14 protein-coding genes are annotated in these 16,719 nt (G+C 71.9%); 5 read left to right on the forward strand and 9 right to left on the reverse strand.

Annotated features, from left to right (window positions below; translation table 11 throughout):
* Nucleotides 1-323: 323 nt before the first annotated feature.
* From ACGFZW_RS15680 to ACGFZW_RS15695, 4 genes are all read right to left on the reverse strand, one after another.
* The gene (locus ACGFZW_RS15680; protein ID WP_393893642.1) at nt 324-1,067 is read right to left on the reverse strand and encodes a flavodoxin; all 744 of its coding nucleotides are present in this window, start codon (nt 1,065-1,067) and stop codon (nt 324-326) included.
* 235 nt (nt 1,068-1,302) lie between these two features.
* A complete protein-coding gene (locus tag ACGFZW_RS15685; RefSeq protein WP_393893643.1) occupies nt 1,303-2,151 on the reverse strand; it encodes an aldo/keto reductase in 849 nt (282 codons plus the stop codon).
* 41 nt (nt 2,152-2,192) lie between these two features.
* Nucleotides 2,193-3,170 (reverse strand): aldo/keto reductase, encoded by a 978-nt coding sequence (locus ACGFZW_RS15690; RefSeq protein WP_393893644.1) that lies wholly within the window; start codon nt 3,168-3,170, stop codon nt 2,193-2,195.
* Nucleotides 3,171-3,267: 97 nt separating this feature from the next.
* Entirely contained in the window at nt 3,268-4,668 is a 1,401-nt protein-coding gene (locus tag ACGFZW_RS15695) for an MFS transporter (RefSeq protein WP_393893645.1), read from the reverse strand.
* Between the two features lie 166 nt (nt 4,669-4,834).
* On the opposite strand from ACGFZW_RS15695, the gene ACGFZW_RS15700 reads away from it, so the two are divergent.
* Nucleotides 4,835-5,725 (forward strand): helix-turn-helix transcriptional regulator, encoded by an 891-nt coding sequence (locus tag ACGFZW_RS15700; RefSeq protein ID WP_393893646.1) that lies wholly within the window; start codon nt 4,835-4,837, stop codon nt 5,723-5,725.
* 79 nt (nt 5,726-5,804) lie between these two features.
* Here ACGFZW_RS15700 and ACGFZW_RS15705 read toward each other — a convergent pair whose 3' ends face one another.
* Together ACGFZW_RS15705 and ACGFZW_RS15710 are read right to left on the reverse strand one after the other, a co-directional pair.
* Nucleotides 5,805-6,104 carry a hypothetical protein gene (locus ACGFZW_RS15705; RefSeq protein WP_393893647.1) on the reverse strand — a complete coding sequence of 100 codons (300 nt, stop codon included), beginning with the start codon at nt 6,102-6,104 and terminating at the stop codon, nt 5,805-5,807.
* Nucleotides 6,105-6,278: 174 nt separating this feature from the next.
* Nucleotides 6,279-7,130: a (2Fe-2S)-binding protein gene (locus ACGFZW_RS15710; RefSeq protein WP_393893648.1), complete on the reverse strand. Its 852-nt coding sequence runs from the start codon at nt 7,128-7,130 to the stop codon at nt 6,279-6,281.
* Between the two features lie 129 nt (nt 7,131-7,259).
* Here ACGFZW_RS15710 and ACGFZW_RS15715 point away from each other — a divergent pair, with 129 nt between their 5' ends.
* Nucleotides 7,260-8,081 (forward strand): GntR family transcriptional regulator, encoded by an 822-nt coding sequence (locus ACGFZW_RS15715; protein WP_393893649.1) that lies wholly within the window; start codon nt 7,260-7,262, stop codon nt 8,079-8,081.
* 30 nt (nt 8,082-8,111) lie between these two features.
* On the opposite strand, the gene ACGFZW_RS15720 is transcribed toward ACGFZW_RS15715, so the two are convergent.
* The 3 genes from ACGFZW_RS15720 to ACGFZW_RS15730 form a co-directional block, all read right to left on the reverse strand.
* Nucleotides 8,112-8,987 carry a hypothetical protein gene (locus tag ACGFZW_RS15720; RefSeq protein ID WP_393893650.1) on the reverse strand — a complete coding sequence of 292 codons (876 nt, stop codon included), beginning with the start codon at nt 8,985-8,987 and terminating at the stop codon, nt 8,112-8,114.
* Between the two features lie 454 nt (nt 8,988-9,441).
* Nucleotides 9,442-10,278, reverse strand: a complete 837-nt coding sequence (locus ACGFZW_RS15725) for a hypothetical protein (protein WP_393893690.1) — start codon at nt 10,276-10,278, stop codon at nt 9,442-9,444.
* A 560-nt stretch (nt 10,279-10,838) separates the two neighbouring features.
* Nucleotides 10,839-12,503, reverse strand: coding sequence for a PucR family transcriptional regulator (locus ACGFZW_RS15730; RefSeq protein WP_393893651.1), 1,665 nt, complete (start codon nt 12,501-12,503; stop codon nt 10,839-10,841).
* Nucleotides 12,504-12,772: 269 nt separating this feature from the next.
* On the opposite strand from ACGFZW_RS15730, the gene ACGFZW_RS15735 reads away from it, so the two are divergent.
* The 3 genes from ACGFZW_RS15735 to ACGFZW_RS15745 are packed head-to-tail and all read left to right on the forward strand — an operon-like array spanning nt 12,773 to nt 16,670.
* Entirely contained in the window at nt 12,773-13,672 is a 900-nt protein-coding gene (locus ACGFZW_RS15735) for an FAD binding domain-containing protein (RefSeq protein WP_393893652.1), read from the forward strand.
* The gene (locus ACGFZW_RS15740) at nt 13,663-14,280 is read left to right on the forward strand and encodes a (2Fe-2S)-binding protein (protein ID WP_393893653.1); all 618 of its coding nucleotides are present in this window, start codon (nt 13,663-13,665) and stop codon (nt 14,278-14,280) included. The genes ACGFZW_RS15735 and ACGFZW_RS15740 overlap by 10 nt, the downstream gene beginning before the upstream one ends.
* A gap of 5 nt (nt 14,281-14,285) precedes the next feature.
* The gene (locus tag ACGFZW_RS15745) at nt 14,286-16,670 is read left to right on the forward strand and encodes a xanthine dehydrogenase family protein molybdopterin-binding subunit (protein ID WP_393893654.1); all 2,385 of its coding nucleotides are present in this window, start codon (nt 14,286-14,288) and stop codon (nt 16,668-16,670) included.
* The last annotated feature ends 49 nt before the right edge of the window (nt 16,671-16,719 follow it).

Below are 16,719 nucleotides of genomic sequence, written 5' to 3' on the forward strand. Positions count from 1 at the left end.
TGGGCCACTTTCCGGGAAGGGAGACTGGGAAATGGATCACGGAAGCCCCAGCTCTGCCGTGATGCTCAACTTCGCGGCCGGGGGATCCTTTTCGGATTCAGCGGTTGGTCAGCTGAGCGTTAGCGAGGGGGGAGATCGTCCGGTGATGTATTTCGACGTGAACGTGGACAAGGGGTATGGATACGAGATCCGGCGCGTGGGCGGGTAACCCAGCCGCCGATCGTCACCGGGCCGCCGCACTGCACGGGTAACGTCGGCTTCGGCCCGGGCTGCTGTGCCGCCCGGTGGGCGGCGCCGTCCCGCCGGTCCGTACGAGAGTTGGTTCAGTCCTGGCGGGCGCCGATGCGCCGTAGCCAGGAACGGACATCGGCGTCGGCCTCCCGGACCTTCTCGCCGCGTACCGCGAGTCCTTCCCCCACGGTCGCGCCCGGGCAGGACGCGGCGTAGTCCCGCTCGGTCGTGCCCAGTCCGCTCATGGCATACGTCGTGAACGGAAACACCGTCTTGCCGCGGCAGTCGAACTTCTCCGCGAAGGTCGACATGATCATGGGTGCCCGGACGTTCCAGATGGGGCCGCCCAGCAGCACTGTGTCGTAACGGTCGATCGACGACGGCAGGTTGGCGATGGCGGGCCGCGCATCGGCTTCCTGTTCCCGGGCATTGCGCGCGACCGCGTCGTCGTAGGAGTCCGGGTAGGGGACGGCGGCATCGAAGCGGTGCACGTCGCACTCCATGCGCTCGCTGATCATCCTGGCGAGGACCTCGGTGTTTCCCACCTGGAGATCCGTGCGCACGCCGTAGTGGTAGTTCTCACCCGGCCGGGAGAAGTAGGCCAGCAGGACCCGCTTTCCGCGCTCGGCGGCCGAGGCGGGCCGGTCGGTACGCGCCGACGGGTTCGTGCCCCGCGGCGACGAGGGGGAACAGCCGGTGGTCCGGAAACCTGTCAGGACGGTAGTTCCTCCGAGAAGCACGCCACGAAGGAGCGCGCGCCGCCCCGGTACGGCGGGAGCACCCCTCCTGGAGCCGGAGCCGGAGCCGGAGCCGGAGCCGGGCCCGTCCGCGGTCATGAGCCGGTTCCCCGGCGCGATCGAACGGCATCGCGATGCGCACCGCCCCCGGATATCTCGGTGCTGGTCTGATTCTGCGACATGGTGAAGCCCCTGATCCATGAGGCGGGTGCCGTCGTAGGGCGGCGAGGAGGAAGCCCCCCACGCGGGTGCCCGGCCCGTGAGGACGAAGGCACCCGCGCGCGGGAGCAGGGGCGTGGTGTGTCGGCGCGGGCGCCCGCACCAGGTCAGTCGTTCACGCCACGCGTCGCTTGCTGAGCCAGCCGACCATCTCCGGGTCGCGGTGGTCGAAGAACAGCGAGCCACCCGTGTTCAGGGTGGCGATGGACGCCATCTGGTCGTCGGTGAGCTCGAAGTCGAAGACGTCGATGTTCGCCGCCATCCGTTCGGGGCGGACGGACTTCGGGATCGCGACGACGCCGCGCTGGACGAGCCATCGCAGCACGACCTGCGCCACGGACTTGCCGTGCTTCTCGCCGATCTCCCTCAGGACCGGGTTCGTGAACAGGTTGTTCCTGCCCTCGGCGAAGCCGCCCCACGACTGGATCTGGACCCCGTGCTCGCGCATGAGCTCCTGATCGGCCGTGCGTGGGAAGAAGGGGTGGGTCTCCACCTGGTTGACCGCGGGTGTGATGTCGTTGTTGAGGACGAGGTCGAGGAGCCGGTCGGGGTAGAAGTTGGACACGCCGATCGCCTTGGCGCGGCCTTCGCGATACAGGTGCTGCATGGCACGCCACTGCCCGTACACGTCGCCGTACGGCTGATGCATCAGGTACAGGTCGAGGTAGTCCAGGCCGAGCCTGCGCAGCGAGGCCGCGAAGGCGCGCTCGGTGTTCTCCTCGCCGGGCGCGTCCTGGACCCACAGCTTGGTGGTGACGAACAGCTCCTCGCGCGGGATGCCGCTGCTCTTGATGGCGCGGCCGACGGCCTCCTCGTTCTCGTAGGCGGCGGCCGTGTCGAGCAGCCGGTAGCCGGCGGCGAGCGCGTCGGTGACGGCCCGTTCGGTCTGCTCGGGCGGGATCTGGTACACGCCGAATCCGAGGATCGGCATCTCGACACCGTTGTTCAGGGTGACGTTCTGCATGGGCTTTCCTTACGTGCGCAGGGTGCGGGTGTGGTGGCCGGTCAGCGTTCGAGCATCCGCCGCCCCGCTTCCGTGTGGGTCTCGCCGGCGGCCGGGGGCAGGCTGCCGAGCCTGTCGATCTGCTCGGGGGTCAGCCGGATGCCGTCGGCGGCGGTGTTCTCCTCGACGCGGTGGACGCGTTTGGTGCCGGGGATGGGCGCGATGTCGTCGCCCTGGGCCAGCAGCCAGGCGAGGGCGACCTGGGCGGGGGTGGCGCCGGCTTCGGCCGCGAGGGCCTGGACCTCGTCGGCGAGGCGCAGGTTGCGCCGGAAGTTCTCGCCGGTGAAGCGCGGGTTGCCGTGCCGGAAGTCGCCTTCCTTGAAGTCGTCGGTGGAGCGGATCGTGCCGGTGAGGAAGCCGTGCCCGAGCGGCGCGAACGGCACCAGGCCGATGTTCAGCTCGCGCAGCACCGGCAGCACCCGCTCCTCCAGACCCCGGGTCCACAGGGAGTACTCGGACTGGACGGCCGTGACCGGGTGGACGGCGTGTGCGCGGCGAATGGTGTCCGGTCCGGCCTCGGACAGGCCGAACGCACGGACCTTCCCCTCGGTGACCAGCTCGCCCACGGCGCCGGCCGTCTCCTCGATGGGAGTGCTGGGGTCGACGCGGTGTTGGTAGTAGAGGTCGATGTGGTCGGTACCCAGCCGCTTGAGCGAGCCTTCGACCGCCGTGCGGATGTTGGCCGGAGCGCTGTCGAGATTCCAGGGGCCTGCGCCGGCGTGCGAGACCATGCCGAACTTGGTCGCCAGCACCACCTGGTCGCGGCGGCCCTTCAACGCCCGGCCGAGGAGCTCCTCGTTGGTGTAGGGACCGTAGATCTCGGCGGTATCGATGAGTGTGACGCCCAGCTCCAGCGCCCGGTGCAGGGTGCGGATGGACTCCGCCTCATCGGTCCCGGAGTCGGTGTAGCCGTGGGACATACCCATCGCGCCCAGCCCGATCCGGGAAACTTCCAGTTCGCGCAGCTTGATGTACTTCATTGCACTTGACTCCCTTCTTCGACCATTTCCTGGTTCGTTGTCTCCCGCCGCAACCGCAGTGCCGCGCGGGCGTCGTACGTGTCCGGGGGCTGCCGGTTCACGTGCGGATGGTGGGCCGCAGCAGAAAGCTCGCCGTCGTCGCGAGGAGGACCACCGAGGCGGCGATCAGCAGGCCGGTCTCCAGCCCGGTCGCCAGGTGGTGGCGGTCGGCGATGAGCGCGCCGAAGACCGCGACCGCGAGCGCGCCGCCGACCTGGCGGGAGGTGTTCAGCACGCCGCCGGCCGTACCGGCCCGCTCGGCCGCCACGTGGTCGAGCAGCAGGGAGGTCAGGGCGGGGACGGCCAGCGAACCGCCCGCGCCGACCGGAACCATCGCGGCGATCAGCAGCCACACGGGCGCGGAGGCGGGTACGAGCGCCAGCAGGACGAGCCCGGTCGTCATGGCCACCTGGCCGGTGATCACCGGCATGCGGGGGCCGAACCGTGCGGCGAACCAGGCTGCTGTCGGGCTGACGAACGCGGTCAGGAGGGTCATCGGTACGAAGGCGAGCCCGGTGGCCGGCGCGGACATTCCCCTGGCCTGCTGCAGAGAGAGGCTGAGCAGGAAGACCATGCCGTAGAAGCCGACATTGAGCGCGAAGCCGATCACGGCCGAGACCACCATGGTGCGCTCCCGCAGCAGCGCCAGCCCGACCATGGGATGTCGGCCTCGGGCCTGCGACACGATGAACACCACGGCCGCGGCCACGGCCAGCGCGAACGAGACGATCACCTGCCGCGCGGTGAGGCCGTCGGCACCGGCCTCGATCGCCGCGAAGGTCAGCGCGCCCATCGCCACGACCGCCGAGACCTGGCCCGTCCAGTCGAACGAGGCCACCCGCTTCGAGCGCGGCGAGCGGTCGGTGCGCAGGAGCAGGAGCAGAGCGACCAAGCCGGCCGGCAGGTTGACGAAGAAGATCAGTCGCCAGTCGACCTGACTGAGCACACCGCCCGCGACCGGCCCTGCCGCCGAGCCGACGGAGCCGCCCAGCGCCCAGACGGAGACCGCCCTGGCCCGCGTGCCCGCGTCCGGGAAGGTCGTGCGGATCAGCGCCAGGGACGACGGCACGATCACCGCCGCACCGGCGCCCTGCACCAGCCGTGCCGCGACCAGCACCCCGAGGCCCGGGGCCATGCCACAGGCGGCTGAGGCGGCCACGAACAGGGCCAGGCCCACACCGAAGGTGCGGCGGGCCCCGAGCCGGTCCGTCAGTGAGCCCGCGGCGAGCAGGAGAGCCGCGAACATCAGGGTGTAGCCATCGACCACCCACTGCAGCCCCGTGATGCCGGCACCCAGACCGTCCTGGATCGACGGCAGCGCGACGTTCACCACGAGGGCGTCCAGCGTGATGACGAAGAACCCCAGCAGTGCGGCCCCGAGAGCCGCACCGGCGCCGGGACGGCGCGGTGCGGTGGTCTGTTCCGCTTCGGCGACAGCTGTGGTGAGGGCGGTGGACACGAGAGGGCGTGCTCCTGCTCGACGGAGGGAAAGGGCGACGTCGTCCACCGTGCCGCCGTCCGCGCCATATAGGCAGGCCGGGTCGTTCCGGGGCGTGGCCAGCGGGGGTGTGACAGGGCCCCTCTCGCTGACGGCGCCCCGGTGCCGGCGGAGCGACACTGGCCCTATGGCACCCGAGCAGCACACGAGCGGAGACGCACTGGGACGCTTCCTGCGCGCCCGCCGCACGCAGACCAGTCCCGAGAGCGCCGGACTCACCCCCGGGCCCGGCGTACGCCGCACCCCCGGTCTGCGCCGCGAGGAGCTGGCCACCCTCGCCGGGGTCAGCATCGACTACTACACCCGCCTCGAACGCGGCAAGGAAACCCGGCCCAGCCCCGGCGTCGTCGACGCGCTCGCCCGCGCCCTGCACCTCGACGACGACGAACACCACCACCTGCGCGAGCTCGCAGCGCGTGCCGCCCGCTACGCCCCCGAGCCGCCGCCCCCTCCCAGCCGGACGGTCCGCCCGCACCTGAAGCTGCTGTTGGAAGCGATGCGGCCGAACCCGGCCTACATCGTCAGCCGCAGCATGGATCTGCTCGCCTGGAACCCCGCCGGCCTGGCCCTGTACGCGGGGCTCGCCGACTGGCCCGCCACCCAGCGCAACCTCGCCCGCTATCTCTTCCTCCACCCCACCGCACGCGAGCTGTTCCCCGACTGGGACACCCAGGTCCGCGGTTGCGTCGCCCGTCTGCGCGCCGAGGCCGGCACCAACCCGGATGCCCCCGACCTCACCCACCTCGTCGGCGAACTGCTCCTCAAGAGCCCCGACTTCGCGAAGCTGTGGGAGCGCTACGACGTCGTCGGGCGCAAGAAGACACAGAAGACCTTCCACCATCCCCAGGTCGGCATCCTGACCCTGAGCGCCCAGAGCATGCACCTCGAAGGCACACCTGGCCAACGCCTCGGCGCCTACACCGCCGAGCCCGGCACCCCCGACCACGACGCCATGCTCCTGCTCGACATGACAGCACCCCGGAAGGCCGAGCAGCGAAACGCCGAGCGCCGGCTCTGAACCACCGCACGTCGGTCAGGCGAGCGACCAACTCTGCTTTCCCGAGGGTGAGTTGAGGCGTTCCGTACCATCGGTCCGGCTACTGGACGCTCAAGGCCAGGACGAGGGTGATGACGCCGGTGAGTCCGACGACGCCGAAGGCGGTTCCGGCGATGGCGGTCCACAGGCGGCCGGCGCCGCGGCGGGCGCAGTGGATGCCCGCCGCGCCGAGGGTGACGGCGAGGCCCCCTGCGATGATCGCCAGAGGGAAGGCGCCGAGGGTGAGCGCGGGCGCCCACGCGCCTACGGCGGAGAGCACGCCGAGGACAAGCGCGGTGGGGCCCAGGGCGACGGCGGGCGATTCGGCCCGGCGGGGCGCGGTCGTGGTCGACTCAGGCATGATCTGGTCCCCCCTTTTTTGAACGAGTTCAAAATATCTGCCGATCGTAGCGGCAGGGGGTACGCCGGGGCGGGTCGGGGTACGGCGAACCCCCCGAGGCTCGGGCCAGGTTGGGGGCAAGCCGTCGCCGGCGGAAGCTGTCGCCGGGCCGCCTTGCCGGTCGCGTGGCGTGCGTCAGGCGGATTCCGTGAGCCGCTTGACCCGGTCCCCATCGCAGGTGCGGGGGCAGGTGACGCAGGTGTCCTCGGGGCGCAGGGTGTAGAACATGCAGCAGCTGGCACGGTTCCGGGTCGGCAGTGCCTCGCCGCGCGGACCGGTCAGCTCGCGGAACGCGGCACCCCCGACGTACGGCGCGGTCGCCCCCGGCAGCAGGAGCCGGGCCTCGGTCACCGCGCGCGCCTCCTCGCCCAGCAGATGCCCGAGGTACCACAGGCCCTCGACAATCTCGTCGGTCGCCATCCCCCACAGGGCGCGGGGGCCGCGTCGCAGGCGCGGACGGAAGCCGTCCAGCACCGGCGAAAGATGCTCGGCCACCGCTTCCCGGACCTCGGCGCGCAGCGCTTCCTCGTCCGGGACCACCCGGGCGCCGGGCAGCGCCGCCGCCGGGTCGTCCGGAAGGCACGCGAAGGAGCGAACGCGCACCGCCATGCGGCCCAGCTCGCGCTGGAAGGACACGTCCTGCACGGGCAGCCGTGGGACCCGGCGGTGCAGGAACCACGGCATGGTGATCAGCAGGCAGGCGGGCCAGGCGTAGCGGTGCAGTGCGAAGCTCGCGACGACATCCGGCCGGGCGGTCTGTCCGTAGTCCTTCAGGACCTGTGCGTCGTCCCAGGCCAGGAACGCGTCCAGGGCCTCGCCGCCCGCCGCGAGGCCGGCCGCGCACACCCAGCCGTCGCCGCTGGGCGGGGCCGCGTCCCACTCCGTGATGCGCAGGCCGGGGAACACCTCGGTCAGCCGTGCGTAGGCCCCGGCGACGGGCTGGACGACGGGCTGCGCGAGGGGCGGGGCGGCGAGGGCAGGAGTCATGCGGGAGACCACCGAATCGCGATCGTTGGCAGGTAAGCCTTACCTTACCGGAAGTCTTACCCACGTCCACCGAGGTGTGAACCGCCGCCGTCGGCGCCTATGGTGCTGGGGACGTCAGGAGGAACCGCCATGGAGCAGGGCACAGCGGAACAGCAGCCGCGAACAGGGGCGTGGCTGTCCGCACCGGCCGGCACCGCCGCGCCGTACGCCGATCACGTCGTGCACGAGCGCGCCGTCCATGAACGCGACGTCCCGGCCCCCGTCGTCCCCGGCCCGTCGTCGACGGCCGCAGCCACCGGGCCGCTGGTGCCCACGCAGGCCCCCCGGCCGCAGCGGCATTCCGTCCGCGGCCAGGTGCTGACCGCGCTGCGCCAGGCCCTGCTCAGCGGCGAGCTGGCTCCCGGCGAGCTCTACTCCGCCCCCGCCCTGGGCGAGCGCTACGGCGTCTCCGCGACCCCCGTCCGCGAAGCCATGCAGCAGCTCGCGGGCGAGGGCGCCGTCGAGGTCGTGCCCAACCGCGGCTTCCGGGTCTGCGAACGCAGCCCCCGCGACCTCGCCGAGCTGGCGGAGGTCCGCTCCATGCTGGAGGTCCCGGCGATCGCCCGGCTGGCAAGGGCGCTGCCGCCCGAGCGCTGGGAGGAGCTGCGCCCGCTCGCCGCGGCGGGCGTCACGGCCGCCGCCCACGGCGACCGCGCCGGCTACGCCGAGGCCGACCAGGTGTTCCACCACGCGCTGGTCTCGCTCACCGGCAACCGTCACCTGGTGCAGGTCACCGACGACCTGCTGCGCCGCACCCAGTGGCCGGCCGGCGGGGCCCGGCTGCGCACGGCGGATCTGCTCGCCGACGCCTCCGAGCACACGGCGCTCCTGGACGCCCTGATCACCCAGGAGTACGCGGTCGCCGAACGCATCGCCCGCGCCCACCTCTCGGTGGCGCGCCACCCGCACTGACCGGCCCCGCCGGCCGTCGCGGGGCCCGGCTCAGCCGGGCAGCAGCTCCGTCAGCGGGACCGCCACGGCATCGGCCGCGGGCCGGGAGAGATACAGCTCCGCGTGGTAGAAACCGTCGTCCTCCTTGCCGGCGGTGGACAGCCCGTGTCCGGCCAGCGCGGTGAAGGCCGCCTGCCGCTCGCCGTCGTCGGCGAACCGCCGCTGGCGGAACGTCCGCGTGGTGCACTTCTCCGTCACCAGCCCCGCGCGGGCGAGCAGATCCGAGACCGGCCGGTAGGACACGGTGCGCAGGACGAACGCCGCTACCCAGGGCGGTGACGACACGCAGTCGAAGAGCCGGGCGAAGGTGCGTGCGGTGATGTAGCCGACGCCGCCGGTGACGGTGATCAGGTCGGTGCCGGCCAGCGCCCGCCGCAGCGCCGCGCTCGGCTCGTCGTGTTCGAGGTTCTCCGCGAAGCCGTGGTCGAGCAGACCGACCTTCTGTGCGTACTCGACCGCCTGCTCCGCCGCGTCGATGCCGATCACCCGGGCGGCTCCCGGCCGTCGCCTGGTGGCGAAGAACGTACCGTCCTCACGCGCGAGTTGACGGGTCTGCGGCACGCCGGGACCGTGCGCCGCGTACCGGTCGTAGAGATCGCCGAGCGAGAGTCGGTGGTTGAGCAGCGCCGCGTTGACCCCGTATGAGCAGCAGAGGTCGACGACATCGAGCGGTGCGCGGTCGGCCCTGCACCGCTGCAGCGTCTCGGCGACGGTGCGGAACACCGCCTGGCCGTGGTGCGGAATCTGGTAGTCCAGGGGTTGCAGAGTGGTGAAGTACCGCCGGGGATCAGGGCAGTTGTAGATCGCCTCGAAATCCGCCTTGCCCCAGTCGGATCCAGCGGTCTTGTTGATCGCTCCTGCTGCCACGAATGGGCCTCCTGAAAGGCTCTGTCAACGGGGGGAACCGGCTGGTCCCGGACCAGCATCCAGGCCCCGCCACCGCCTCACAGTGCGACTTGCGGCCATTCTCGGGGCGCGTGGGACGGGTGCCCGCCGCGTCGCCCCGCGTCAATCAGGGGCCGTCCCACCTCCCTGTTCGTCGGCCGGGTGATCTCGCCGAGGGGGGCGCCGGCCGTCGTGCCGCGGCTGTCCCGGCGACGGGATACCGGCTGATGGGGTCGCTGCCCGCCCTGTTCCCCGCCGCGGGGCGGGGAAGGGCCCCGACGGCAGCCGCCCGCGGTGCCGCCTTCCGGCCGAAACCTCGTGGGCGGCGTCCGGTTCCGGCCAATCCGTGTCGGAACCGGCATGGCCGACGACGGGGGGTTGACAGGCCCGGCAGGGGCGCGCGCCCGTCAGTCGTGCGCCCCTGCCGGGCTCTCCGTCACGGAACCGGCGGGAGCTGCCCGGCGAGCCAGGTGGGGACGCCGCCCATGAGGCGGAACAGCCGGGCCGCCTCGGCACGCAGACCGGCCGCCTCGTCCTCCTCGACGGCATCGGCCAGCGCCGCGAGCGCCGGCGCGGTACCGATGAGGAAGCCGAGCTCCTCGCGGATCCGCAGCGACTCGGCGAAGCCGTGCCGAGCCTCCGTCAACTCCCCGTCACGCAGGGCGAGTCCGGCGAGATGACGCCAGGTGAAGGACAGCAGCAGCGAGTCCTTGTGGGCGGTGGCGCCCGCGTGCGCACGGCGGTAGGCGGCGCGCGCCGAATCCGGGCTGTCGGCGATGTGCTCGGCCATCAGTCCGCGGCGGAAGTCCAGCAACGGGCGTCCGGGCGCGGTCGGATCGAGCAGCGCGGCGGCCCTGCCGAGCGCCGAGCGCGCCTCGTCTGCCCGGTCGCGGGCGCCCAGGACCGTGGCGGCGTACGCGAGATGGCCGCGCTCACAGGCCGCGCCGCCCCGCTCGTCGTCGTCACCGGCGAGCGCCTCGGCGGTGCGCAGCGCGTCCTCCGCCGCCGCCCAGCCGGTCGCCGTGAACATGCAGCGCTCGACGAGAAGGGCCGCGCGGCGCAGGGCGGACGGGGCGTGATGGACGGAGTGGGGTTCCAGGAGCGCGGCCGCGTCGTCCCAACAGCCGCGGGACCGCAGCCGCCAAACGGCGCGGTCGAGGGGATCGTCCCCCTCGACCGTTCTCGCTGCCGGTACCGCCGGTGGAAATGCCGCCCGCATCGAAAGCGGTTCCGCGGACCTGATGGGGTCCGCGGAATCCGCGGAACCTGACATGGCGGTATCCGCCACATTGCCCTCCCCGAGCGCGCCATTGAGCTGGAACTGGAAGCAGTGGGCGAATCTCAGCACGATTTCCGTCGCCGGGCCAAGGGGGTGGGTGAATGAATTCACAATCTTCGGCGGGGCGGTGGAGGCCGGTACGGGGGCCCTGATCGGCCGTGCCACGGCCGGGCGAGGTCGCCGTGGGAGGCAACGGCGTTGAGCGGATGCCGCCCGATCGAGTTACTCCGCATGGCGGCAACGGACCGGTGGGCTCCGGCGGACATTCATGGAAGGGAGCGCATGTCGGGCACCCGGCGCACGCGCCCCCGGCGACGGGATCAGCACCCACGCCGCACGAACCCTCCCGTCCCCACGGGATCCGCAGGGGCGCGCAGCCGGGTGACGGGGCGAGCCACGGGCAGCACGTCACGTCACGGACACCGTGCAGCGGGCGTGGCGCGAACCGCCCCGCCCGCCTTAGACCATGGGAGGGATCTTTCCGGCGACGGGGCAGCGCGAGACCAACGTCCCGGGCACGGGCCGGGGAGGAGTGTTCCCCGGCCCGGCGGTCGTCAGCTCATCCGCAGGGCGAGGAAGAAGTCGAGCTTGTCCTCCAGGCGGGCCAGATCGCGGCCGGTGAGCTGCTCGATACGCCCGACGCGATAGCGGAGGGTGTTCACATGCAGGTGCAGACGGGTGGCGCAGCGGGTCCAGGAGCCGTCGCTGTCCAAGAACGCCTCCAGCGTGGGGATCAGTTCGGCGCGATGCTTGCGGTCGTAGTCGCGCAGCGGGTCCAGCAGCCGCGCGGTGAACGCCCGGCGGACGTCGTCGGGCACGAACGGCAGCAGCAGGACGTGCGAGGCCAGCTCCTCGTGGCCGGCGGCGCAGACCCGCCCCGGGCGGGCGGCGGCCACCCGGCGGGCGTGCCGTGCCTCTTCCAGCGCTCCGCGCAGCCCCTCCGCGGAGTGCACCGAGGCGCTGACGCCGATGGTCAGCCGCCCGTCCTCCGCGAGACCGCGACCGAGCGGTTCCTGGACGACGCGGAGCAGGTCGTCGGCGTGCAGCCCGGACACCTCGGGGGCTCCGGAGTCGTCCGGTACGGCGGGCAGCGGGACCAGCGCCACCGCCTCGTCGCCGGTGTGCGCGACCGCTATGCGGTCCGAGGGCTCGGGGCCGAAGGTCCCCGGGTCGACCAGCACCTCTTCGAGCAGGGTCTGTGCCACCGCCCCGCCGGGGACGTCGCCGTTCTCCCACTCCACCCGCGCCACCACCATCTGCCAGTGCGGCGCGCTGCCCAGGCCGGGCAGCAGCACCGGGGCCGCCACCCGCAGGCGGGCCGCGATCTCGGCGGGCGGTGCACCCGTCTGGACGAGTTCGAGCACCTCCTGCGCGAGCCGGCGGCGGACCGTGCGCGCCGCGTCGCGCCGGTCGCGCTCCACGGCGATCAGCTGGGTGACGCCGTGCAGCAGGTCCAGGCGCTCCTCCGGCCAGTCGCCGGCGTCCGCCTCGACGGCGAGCAGCCAGTCCGACAGCAGGGTCTCGCGCAGATCCCGGCCGTCGTAGCGGATCGGGAAGAGCGAGTACGTCGCGCCGCCCAGGGTGACGCGGTGCGGGCCCCGGCGGCCGGTGCGGGAGGCGGCCAGATGCTCGCCCGCGAGCCGGGCGGCCAGCTCGCCGGGCAGCTCGGGTCCGGAGTCGGCCAGCGTCGAGCCGGCGATCTGCCGGCCGGTGGGCGAGAGCACCCAGGCCCGCAGATCCAGGTCGGAGCCGAGGAGGTCCAGGACCACCTCGGGACCGCCGCCCGCGGGGCCCGACGTCATCAGGCGGCGGTGGCGGTCCACCACGGCGGCCAGGTCGCCGGCGCGCTCGCTGGAGACCTGCCGCACCACGTACTCCGTGATGGACGCGAACGACACGTCCTCGACGACGGAGAACAGCGGCAGCCGGTGCCGTTGGCACGCCTGCACCAGGTCGTCGGGGACCGACCCGAGTTCCGCCTCGCCCGCCGCGAGACCGGCGACGCCCGCGGTGGCCAGGATGCGCACGAACCGCTCGGAGTCCTCCGGCTCGCGCCGCCAGGCCAGGCCGGTGAGGACCAGCTCGCCACCGGAGAGATACCGGCTGGGATCGCGCAGGTCGGTGGTCATCACGCCACGTACGGTGCGGTCCAGCTCTTCCTCGCCGCCGAGCAGCCGCAGGCCCAGGGTGTTGGTTTCCAGGAGTGCGCGGAGCCGCATGACCTCGCCCGCCGTTCTTTGCGTGTCTTGTGTTGCCGGTGGAATGCCGCGAGGTTTTGGTGCCTCGTCTTTCGTTCGAATCTACAAGACGGGCACCTTGGCCAGCCAACCGCTTCATGGTTTCGGTGACTGCACCGGGCGGGTTGTGGCGTCGTTCACTTGGCTCATCCGCGTTAACAAGACATGAACAGCTGCATGGCGACGAGGGCCCGCAGTCCTCACCATGAGCAGCGAACGACTCGAAATCGTAGAAGCAGAAGAGGCCACCCATGGACTTCCTTCGCCCCGCCAGCTGGGAGGAGGCGCTCGCCGCCAAGGCAGAGCACCCCACCGCTGTGCCCATCGCGGGCGGCACGGACGTGATGGTCGAGATCAATTTCGACCACCGCCGCCCCGAGTACCTGCTCGACCTGAACCGCATCGGTGATCTGAGCGAGTGGGAGGTCGGAGAGAAGACCGTACGACTGGGTGCCTCGGTTCCCTACACCCAGATCATGGAGAACCTGCGGACCGAGCTGCCGGGCCTGGCTCTCGCGTCGCACACCGTGGCCTCGCCGCAGATCCGCAACCGCGGCGGCGTGGGCGGCAACCTCGGTACCGCCTCGCCGGCCGGTGACGCACACCCCGCGCTGCTCGCCTCCGGAGGCGAGGTGGAGGTCGAGTCGGTACGCGGCGTCCGCATGATCCCGATCGACGACTTCTACCTGGGCGTCAAGCGCAACGCGATGGAGGCCGACGAGCTGATCCGCGCGGTGCACTTGCCCAAGGCGGACGGCCCCCAGCAGTTCTCCAAGGTCGGCACCCGCAACGCCATGGTGATCGCGGTCTGCGCCTTCGGTATCGCGCTGCACCCCGAGACCCGCACGGTGCGGACCGGCATCGGCTCCGCCGCCCCCACCCCCGTACGGGCCCGCGAGGCCGAGGACTTCCTCGCCGCGGCGCTGGACGAGGGCGGCTTCTGGGAGTCGGGCAACACGATCCCGCCGGCCGTCGCCAAGCAGTTCGCGCAGCTCGCGAGCGGCGCCTGCAACCCGATCGACGACGTGCGCGGCAGCGCCAAGTACCGCCGCCACGCGGTCGGCATCATGGCGCGCCGCACCCTCGGCTGGACCTGGGAGTCCTACCGCGGTAACGACCATGGCACCAAGGGAGGCGCACAGTGCGCGTGAACTTCACCGTCAACGGCCGCAAGCAGGAGGCCGACGACGTCTGGGAAGGCGAGAGCCTGCTGTACGTCCTCCGTGAGCGGATGGGCCTGCCGGGCTCCAAGAACGCCTGTGAGCAGGGCGAGTGCGGATCCTGCACGGTCCGTCTCGACGGCGTGCCGGTCTGCTCCTGTCTGGTGGCCGCCGGCCAGGTCGAGGGCCGCGAGGTCGTGACCGTCGAGGGCCTCGCGGACTTCGCCAAGCAGCGTGCCGAGCAAGGCGGTTGTGCCTCCGGCGCGTGTGGCGGCACCAGCGTCGACGCGGCCAAGCAGTGGCAGGCGCGCCCGGCCACCGCCGACAGCCAGACCGGCGAGCAGGTCGAACTGTCCCCGATCCAGCAGGCGTTCATCGACGCCGGCGCGGTCCAGTGCGGTTTTTGCACCCCGGGCCTGCTGGTCGCCGCGGACGAACTGCTGGAGCGCAACGACTCCCCGTCCGACTCCGACATCCGTGAGGCGCTGTCGGGCAACCTGTGCCGCTGCACGGGTTACGAAAAGATCCTCGACGCGGTCCGGCTGGCAGCCGCCCGCGGTGAGGGTGCAGCCTCTGCGACCACCGGACAGGGGGCCTGATCGCCATGGGAGTGACCCGCACACCCACCAACCTCACGCAGGGCGGCAAGACCAAGGCCGGCATCGGCGAGTCGACGCTGCGGCCCGACGGCACCCTCAAGGTGACCGGCGAGTTCGCGTACTCCTCGGACATGTGGCACGAGGACATGCTGTGGGGCTTCACGCTCCGCTCCACCGTCGCGCACGCCGAGATCGTCTCGATCGACACCTCCGAGGCGCTCGCGACCTCCGGTGTCTACGCCGTTCTCACCTACGACGACCTGCCCACCGATGTGAAGAACTACGGCCTGGAGATCCAGGACACGCCGGTTCTCGCCCACGGCAAGGTCCGTCACCACGGTGAGCCGGTGGCTCTGGTCGCCGCCGACCACCCGGAGACCGCCCGTCGCGCGGCCGCCAAGATCAAGATCGAGTACCGCGAGCTGCCGCTCGTCATCGACGAGGCGTCCGCCATCGCCGAGGGCGCGCCGCTGCTCCACGAGGGCCGCGACGACCACCACGCGGGCCACGTACCGCACCCCAACATCGTGCACCGCCAGCCCATCGTCCGCGGCAACGCCGACGAGGCCGCCAAGCGCGCCGATGTCATCGTCACCGGCGAGTACGTCTTCGGCATGCAGGACCAGGCGTTCCTCGGCCCGGAGTCCGGCCTCGCGGTGCCCGGCGAGGACGGCGGCGTCGACCTCTACGTCGCCACCCAGTGGCTGCACTCCGACCTGCGGCAGATCGCCCCCGTCCTCGGCCTGCCCGAGGAGAAGGTGCGCATGACGCTCTCCGGCGTCGGCGGCGCGTTCGGTGGCCGCGAGGACCTGTCGATGCAGATCCACGCCTGCCTGCTGGCGCTGCGCACCGGCAAGCCCGTCAAGATCGTCTACAACCGGTTCGAGTCCTTCTTCGGACACGTCCACCGGCACCCGGCGAAGCTCTGGTACGAGCACGGCGCCACCAAGGACGGCAAGCTCACGCACCTCAAGTGCCGCATCGTGCTGGACGGCGGCGCCTACGCGTCCGCCTCCCCGGCCGTCGTCGGCAACGCCTCCTCGCTGAGCGTCGGCCCCTACATCGTCGAAGACGTCGACATCGAGGCCATCGCGCTCTACTCCAACAACCCGCCCTGCGGCGCGATGCGCGGCTTCGGCGCGGTCCAGGCGTGCTTCGCCTACGAGGCGCAGATGGACAAGCTCGCCGCGAAGCTGGAGATGGATCCGGTCGCGTTCCGCCAGCTCAACGCCATGGAACAGGGCACCCTGCTGCCGACAGGGCAGCCCGTCGAGTCGCCGGCTCCGGTCGCCGAACTCCTGCGCCGCGTCAAGGCGATGCCGCTTCCCCCCGAGCAGCAGTGGCTGTCGGCCGGTGAGAGCGCGGACGTCCGCGCCCTGCCGGGCGGCCTGTCCAACACCACGCACGGCGAGGACGTCGTCCGCGGGATCGGCTACGCCGTCGGCATCAAGAACGTCGGCTTCTCCGAGGGCTTCGACGACTACTCCACCGCCCGGGTGCGGATGGAGGTCGTCGCCGGCGTACCGGTCGCCACCGTGCACACCGCGATGGCGGAGGTCGGCCAGGGCGGTATCACCGTGCACGCCCAGATCGCCCGTACGGAGCTGGGCGTCGAGCAGGTCACCATCCACCCCGCCGACACCCAGGTCGGCTCCGCCGGCTCCACCTCCGCCTCCCGGCAGACGTACATGACCGGCGGCGCGGTGAAGAACACCTGCGAGGCGGTGCGCGAGAAGGTCCTGGAGATCGGCCGCACCAAGTTCGGCACGTACCACCCCGCGTGGGCCACCGCCGAACTGCTGCTGGAGGGCGGCAAGGTCGTCACCGACGGCGGCGAGGTCCTCGCCGATGTGGTGGACGTCCTCGAAGGCGAGGCCGTCGACCTGGAGCTGGAGTTCCGCCACCGCCCCACCGAGGCGTTCGACCTGGAGACGGGTCAGGGCCACGGCCACGTCCAGTACTCCTTCGCCGCGCACCGCGCGGTCGTCGAGGTGGACACCGGCCTCGGCCTGGTCAAGGTCATCGAGCTGGCCTGCGCCCAGGACGTCGGCAAGGCGCTCAACCCGCTGTCGGTCGTCGGCCAGATCCAGGGTGGCACCACCCAGGGCCTGGGCGTGGCGGTCATGGAAGAGATCATCGTCGACCCCAAGACCGCGAAGGTGCGCAACCCCTCCTTCACGGACTACCTCATCCCCACCATCCTCGACACCCCGACCATCCCGGTCGATGTGCTCGAACTCGCCGACGACGCCGCCCCGTACGGGCTCCGCGGTATCGGCGAGGCCCCGACCCTGTCGTCGACCCCGGCCGTCCTCGCGGCGATCCGGAACGCGACGGGGCTGGAGCTGAACAAGACGCCGGTACGCCCCGAGCACCTCACCGGCACCTGAGACCTCCGGGCGGTGGGTGTCAGGGGTGTCCCTGTCCGTCCTCCTCCGC

The sequence above is a fragment of the Streptomyces sp. NPDC048248 genome (assembly GCF_043201875.1).
Lineage (GTDB): Bacteria > Actinomycetota > Actinomycetes > Streptomycetales > Streptomycetaceae > Streptomyces.

What these genes read in the sequence shown, in the direction of transcription:
- ACGFZW_RS15680 (WP_393893642.1), bottom strand. Translation starts at nt 1,067, where the DNA reads ATGACCGCGGACGGGCCCGGCTCCGGCTCCGGCTCCGGCTCCGGCTCC.
- ACGFZW_RS15685 (WP_393893643.1), bottom strand. Translation starts at nt 2,151, where the DNA reads ATGCAGAACGTCACCCTGAACAACGGTGTCGAGATGCCGATCCTCGGA.
- ACGFZW_RS15690 (WP_393893644.1), bottom strand. Translation starts at nt 3,170, where the DNA reads ATGAAGTACATCAAGCTGCGCGAACTGGAAGTTTCCCGGATCGGGCTG.
- ACGFZW_RS15700 (WP_393893646.1), top strand. Translation starts at nt 4,835, where the DNA reads ATGGCACCCGAGCAGCACACGAGCGGAGACGCACTGGGACGCTTCCTG.
- ACGFZW_RS15705 (WP_393893647.1), bottom strand. Translation starts at nt 6,104, where the DNA reads ATGCCTGAGTCGACCACGACCGCGCCCCGCCGGGCCGAATCGCCCGCC.
- ACGFZW_RS15710 (WP_393893648.1), bottom strand. Translation starts at nt 7,130, where the DNA reads ATGACTCCTGCCCTCGCCGCCCCGCCCCTCGCGCAGCCCGTCGTCCAG.
- ACGFZW_RS15715 (WP_393893649.1), top strand. Translation starts at nt 7,260, where the DNA reads ATGGAGCAGGGCACAGCGGAACAGCAGCCGCGAACAGGGGCGTGGCTG.
- ACGFZW_RS15725 (WP_393893690.1), bottom strand. Translation starts at nt 10,278, where the DNA reads ATGTCAGGTTCCGCGGATTCCGCGGACCCCATCAGGTCCGCGGAACCG.
- ACGFZW_RS15730 (WP_393893651.1), bottom strand. Translation starts at nt 12,503, where the DNA reads ATGCGGCTCCGCGCACTCCTGGAAACCAACACCCTGGGCCTGCGGCTG.
- ACGFZW_RS15735 (WP_393893652.1), top strand. Translation starts at nt 12,773, where the DNA reads ATGGACTTCCTTCGCCCCGCCAGCTGGGAGGAGGCGCTCGCCGCCAAG.
- ACGFZW_RS15745 (WP_393893654.1), top strand. Translation starts at nt 14,286, where the DNA reads ATGGGAGTGACCCGCACACCCACCAACCTCACGCAGGGCGGCAAGACC.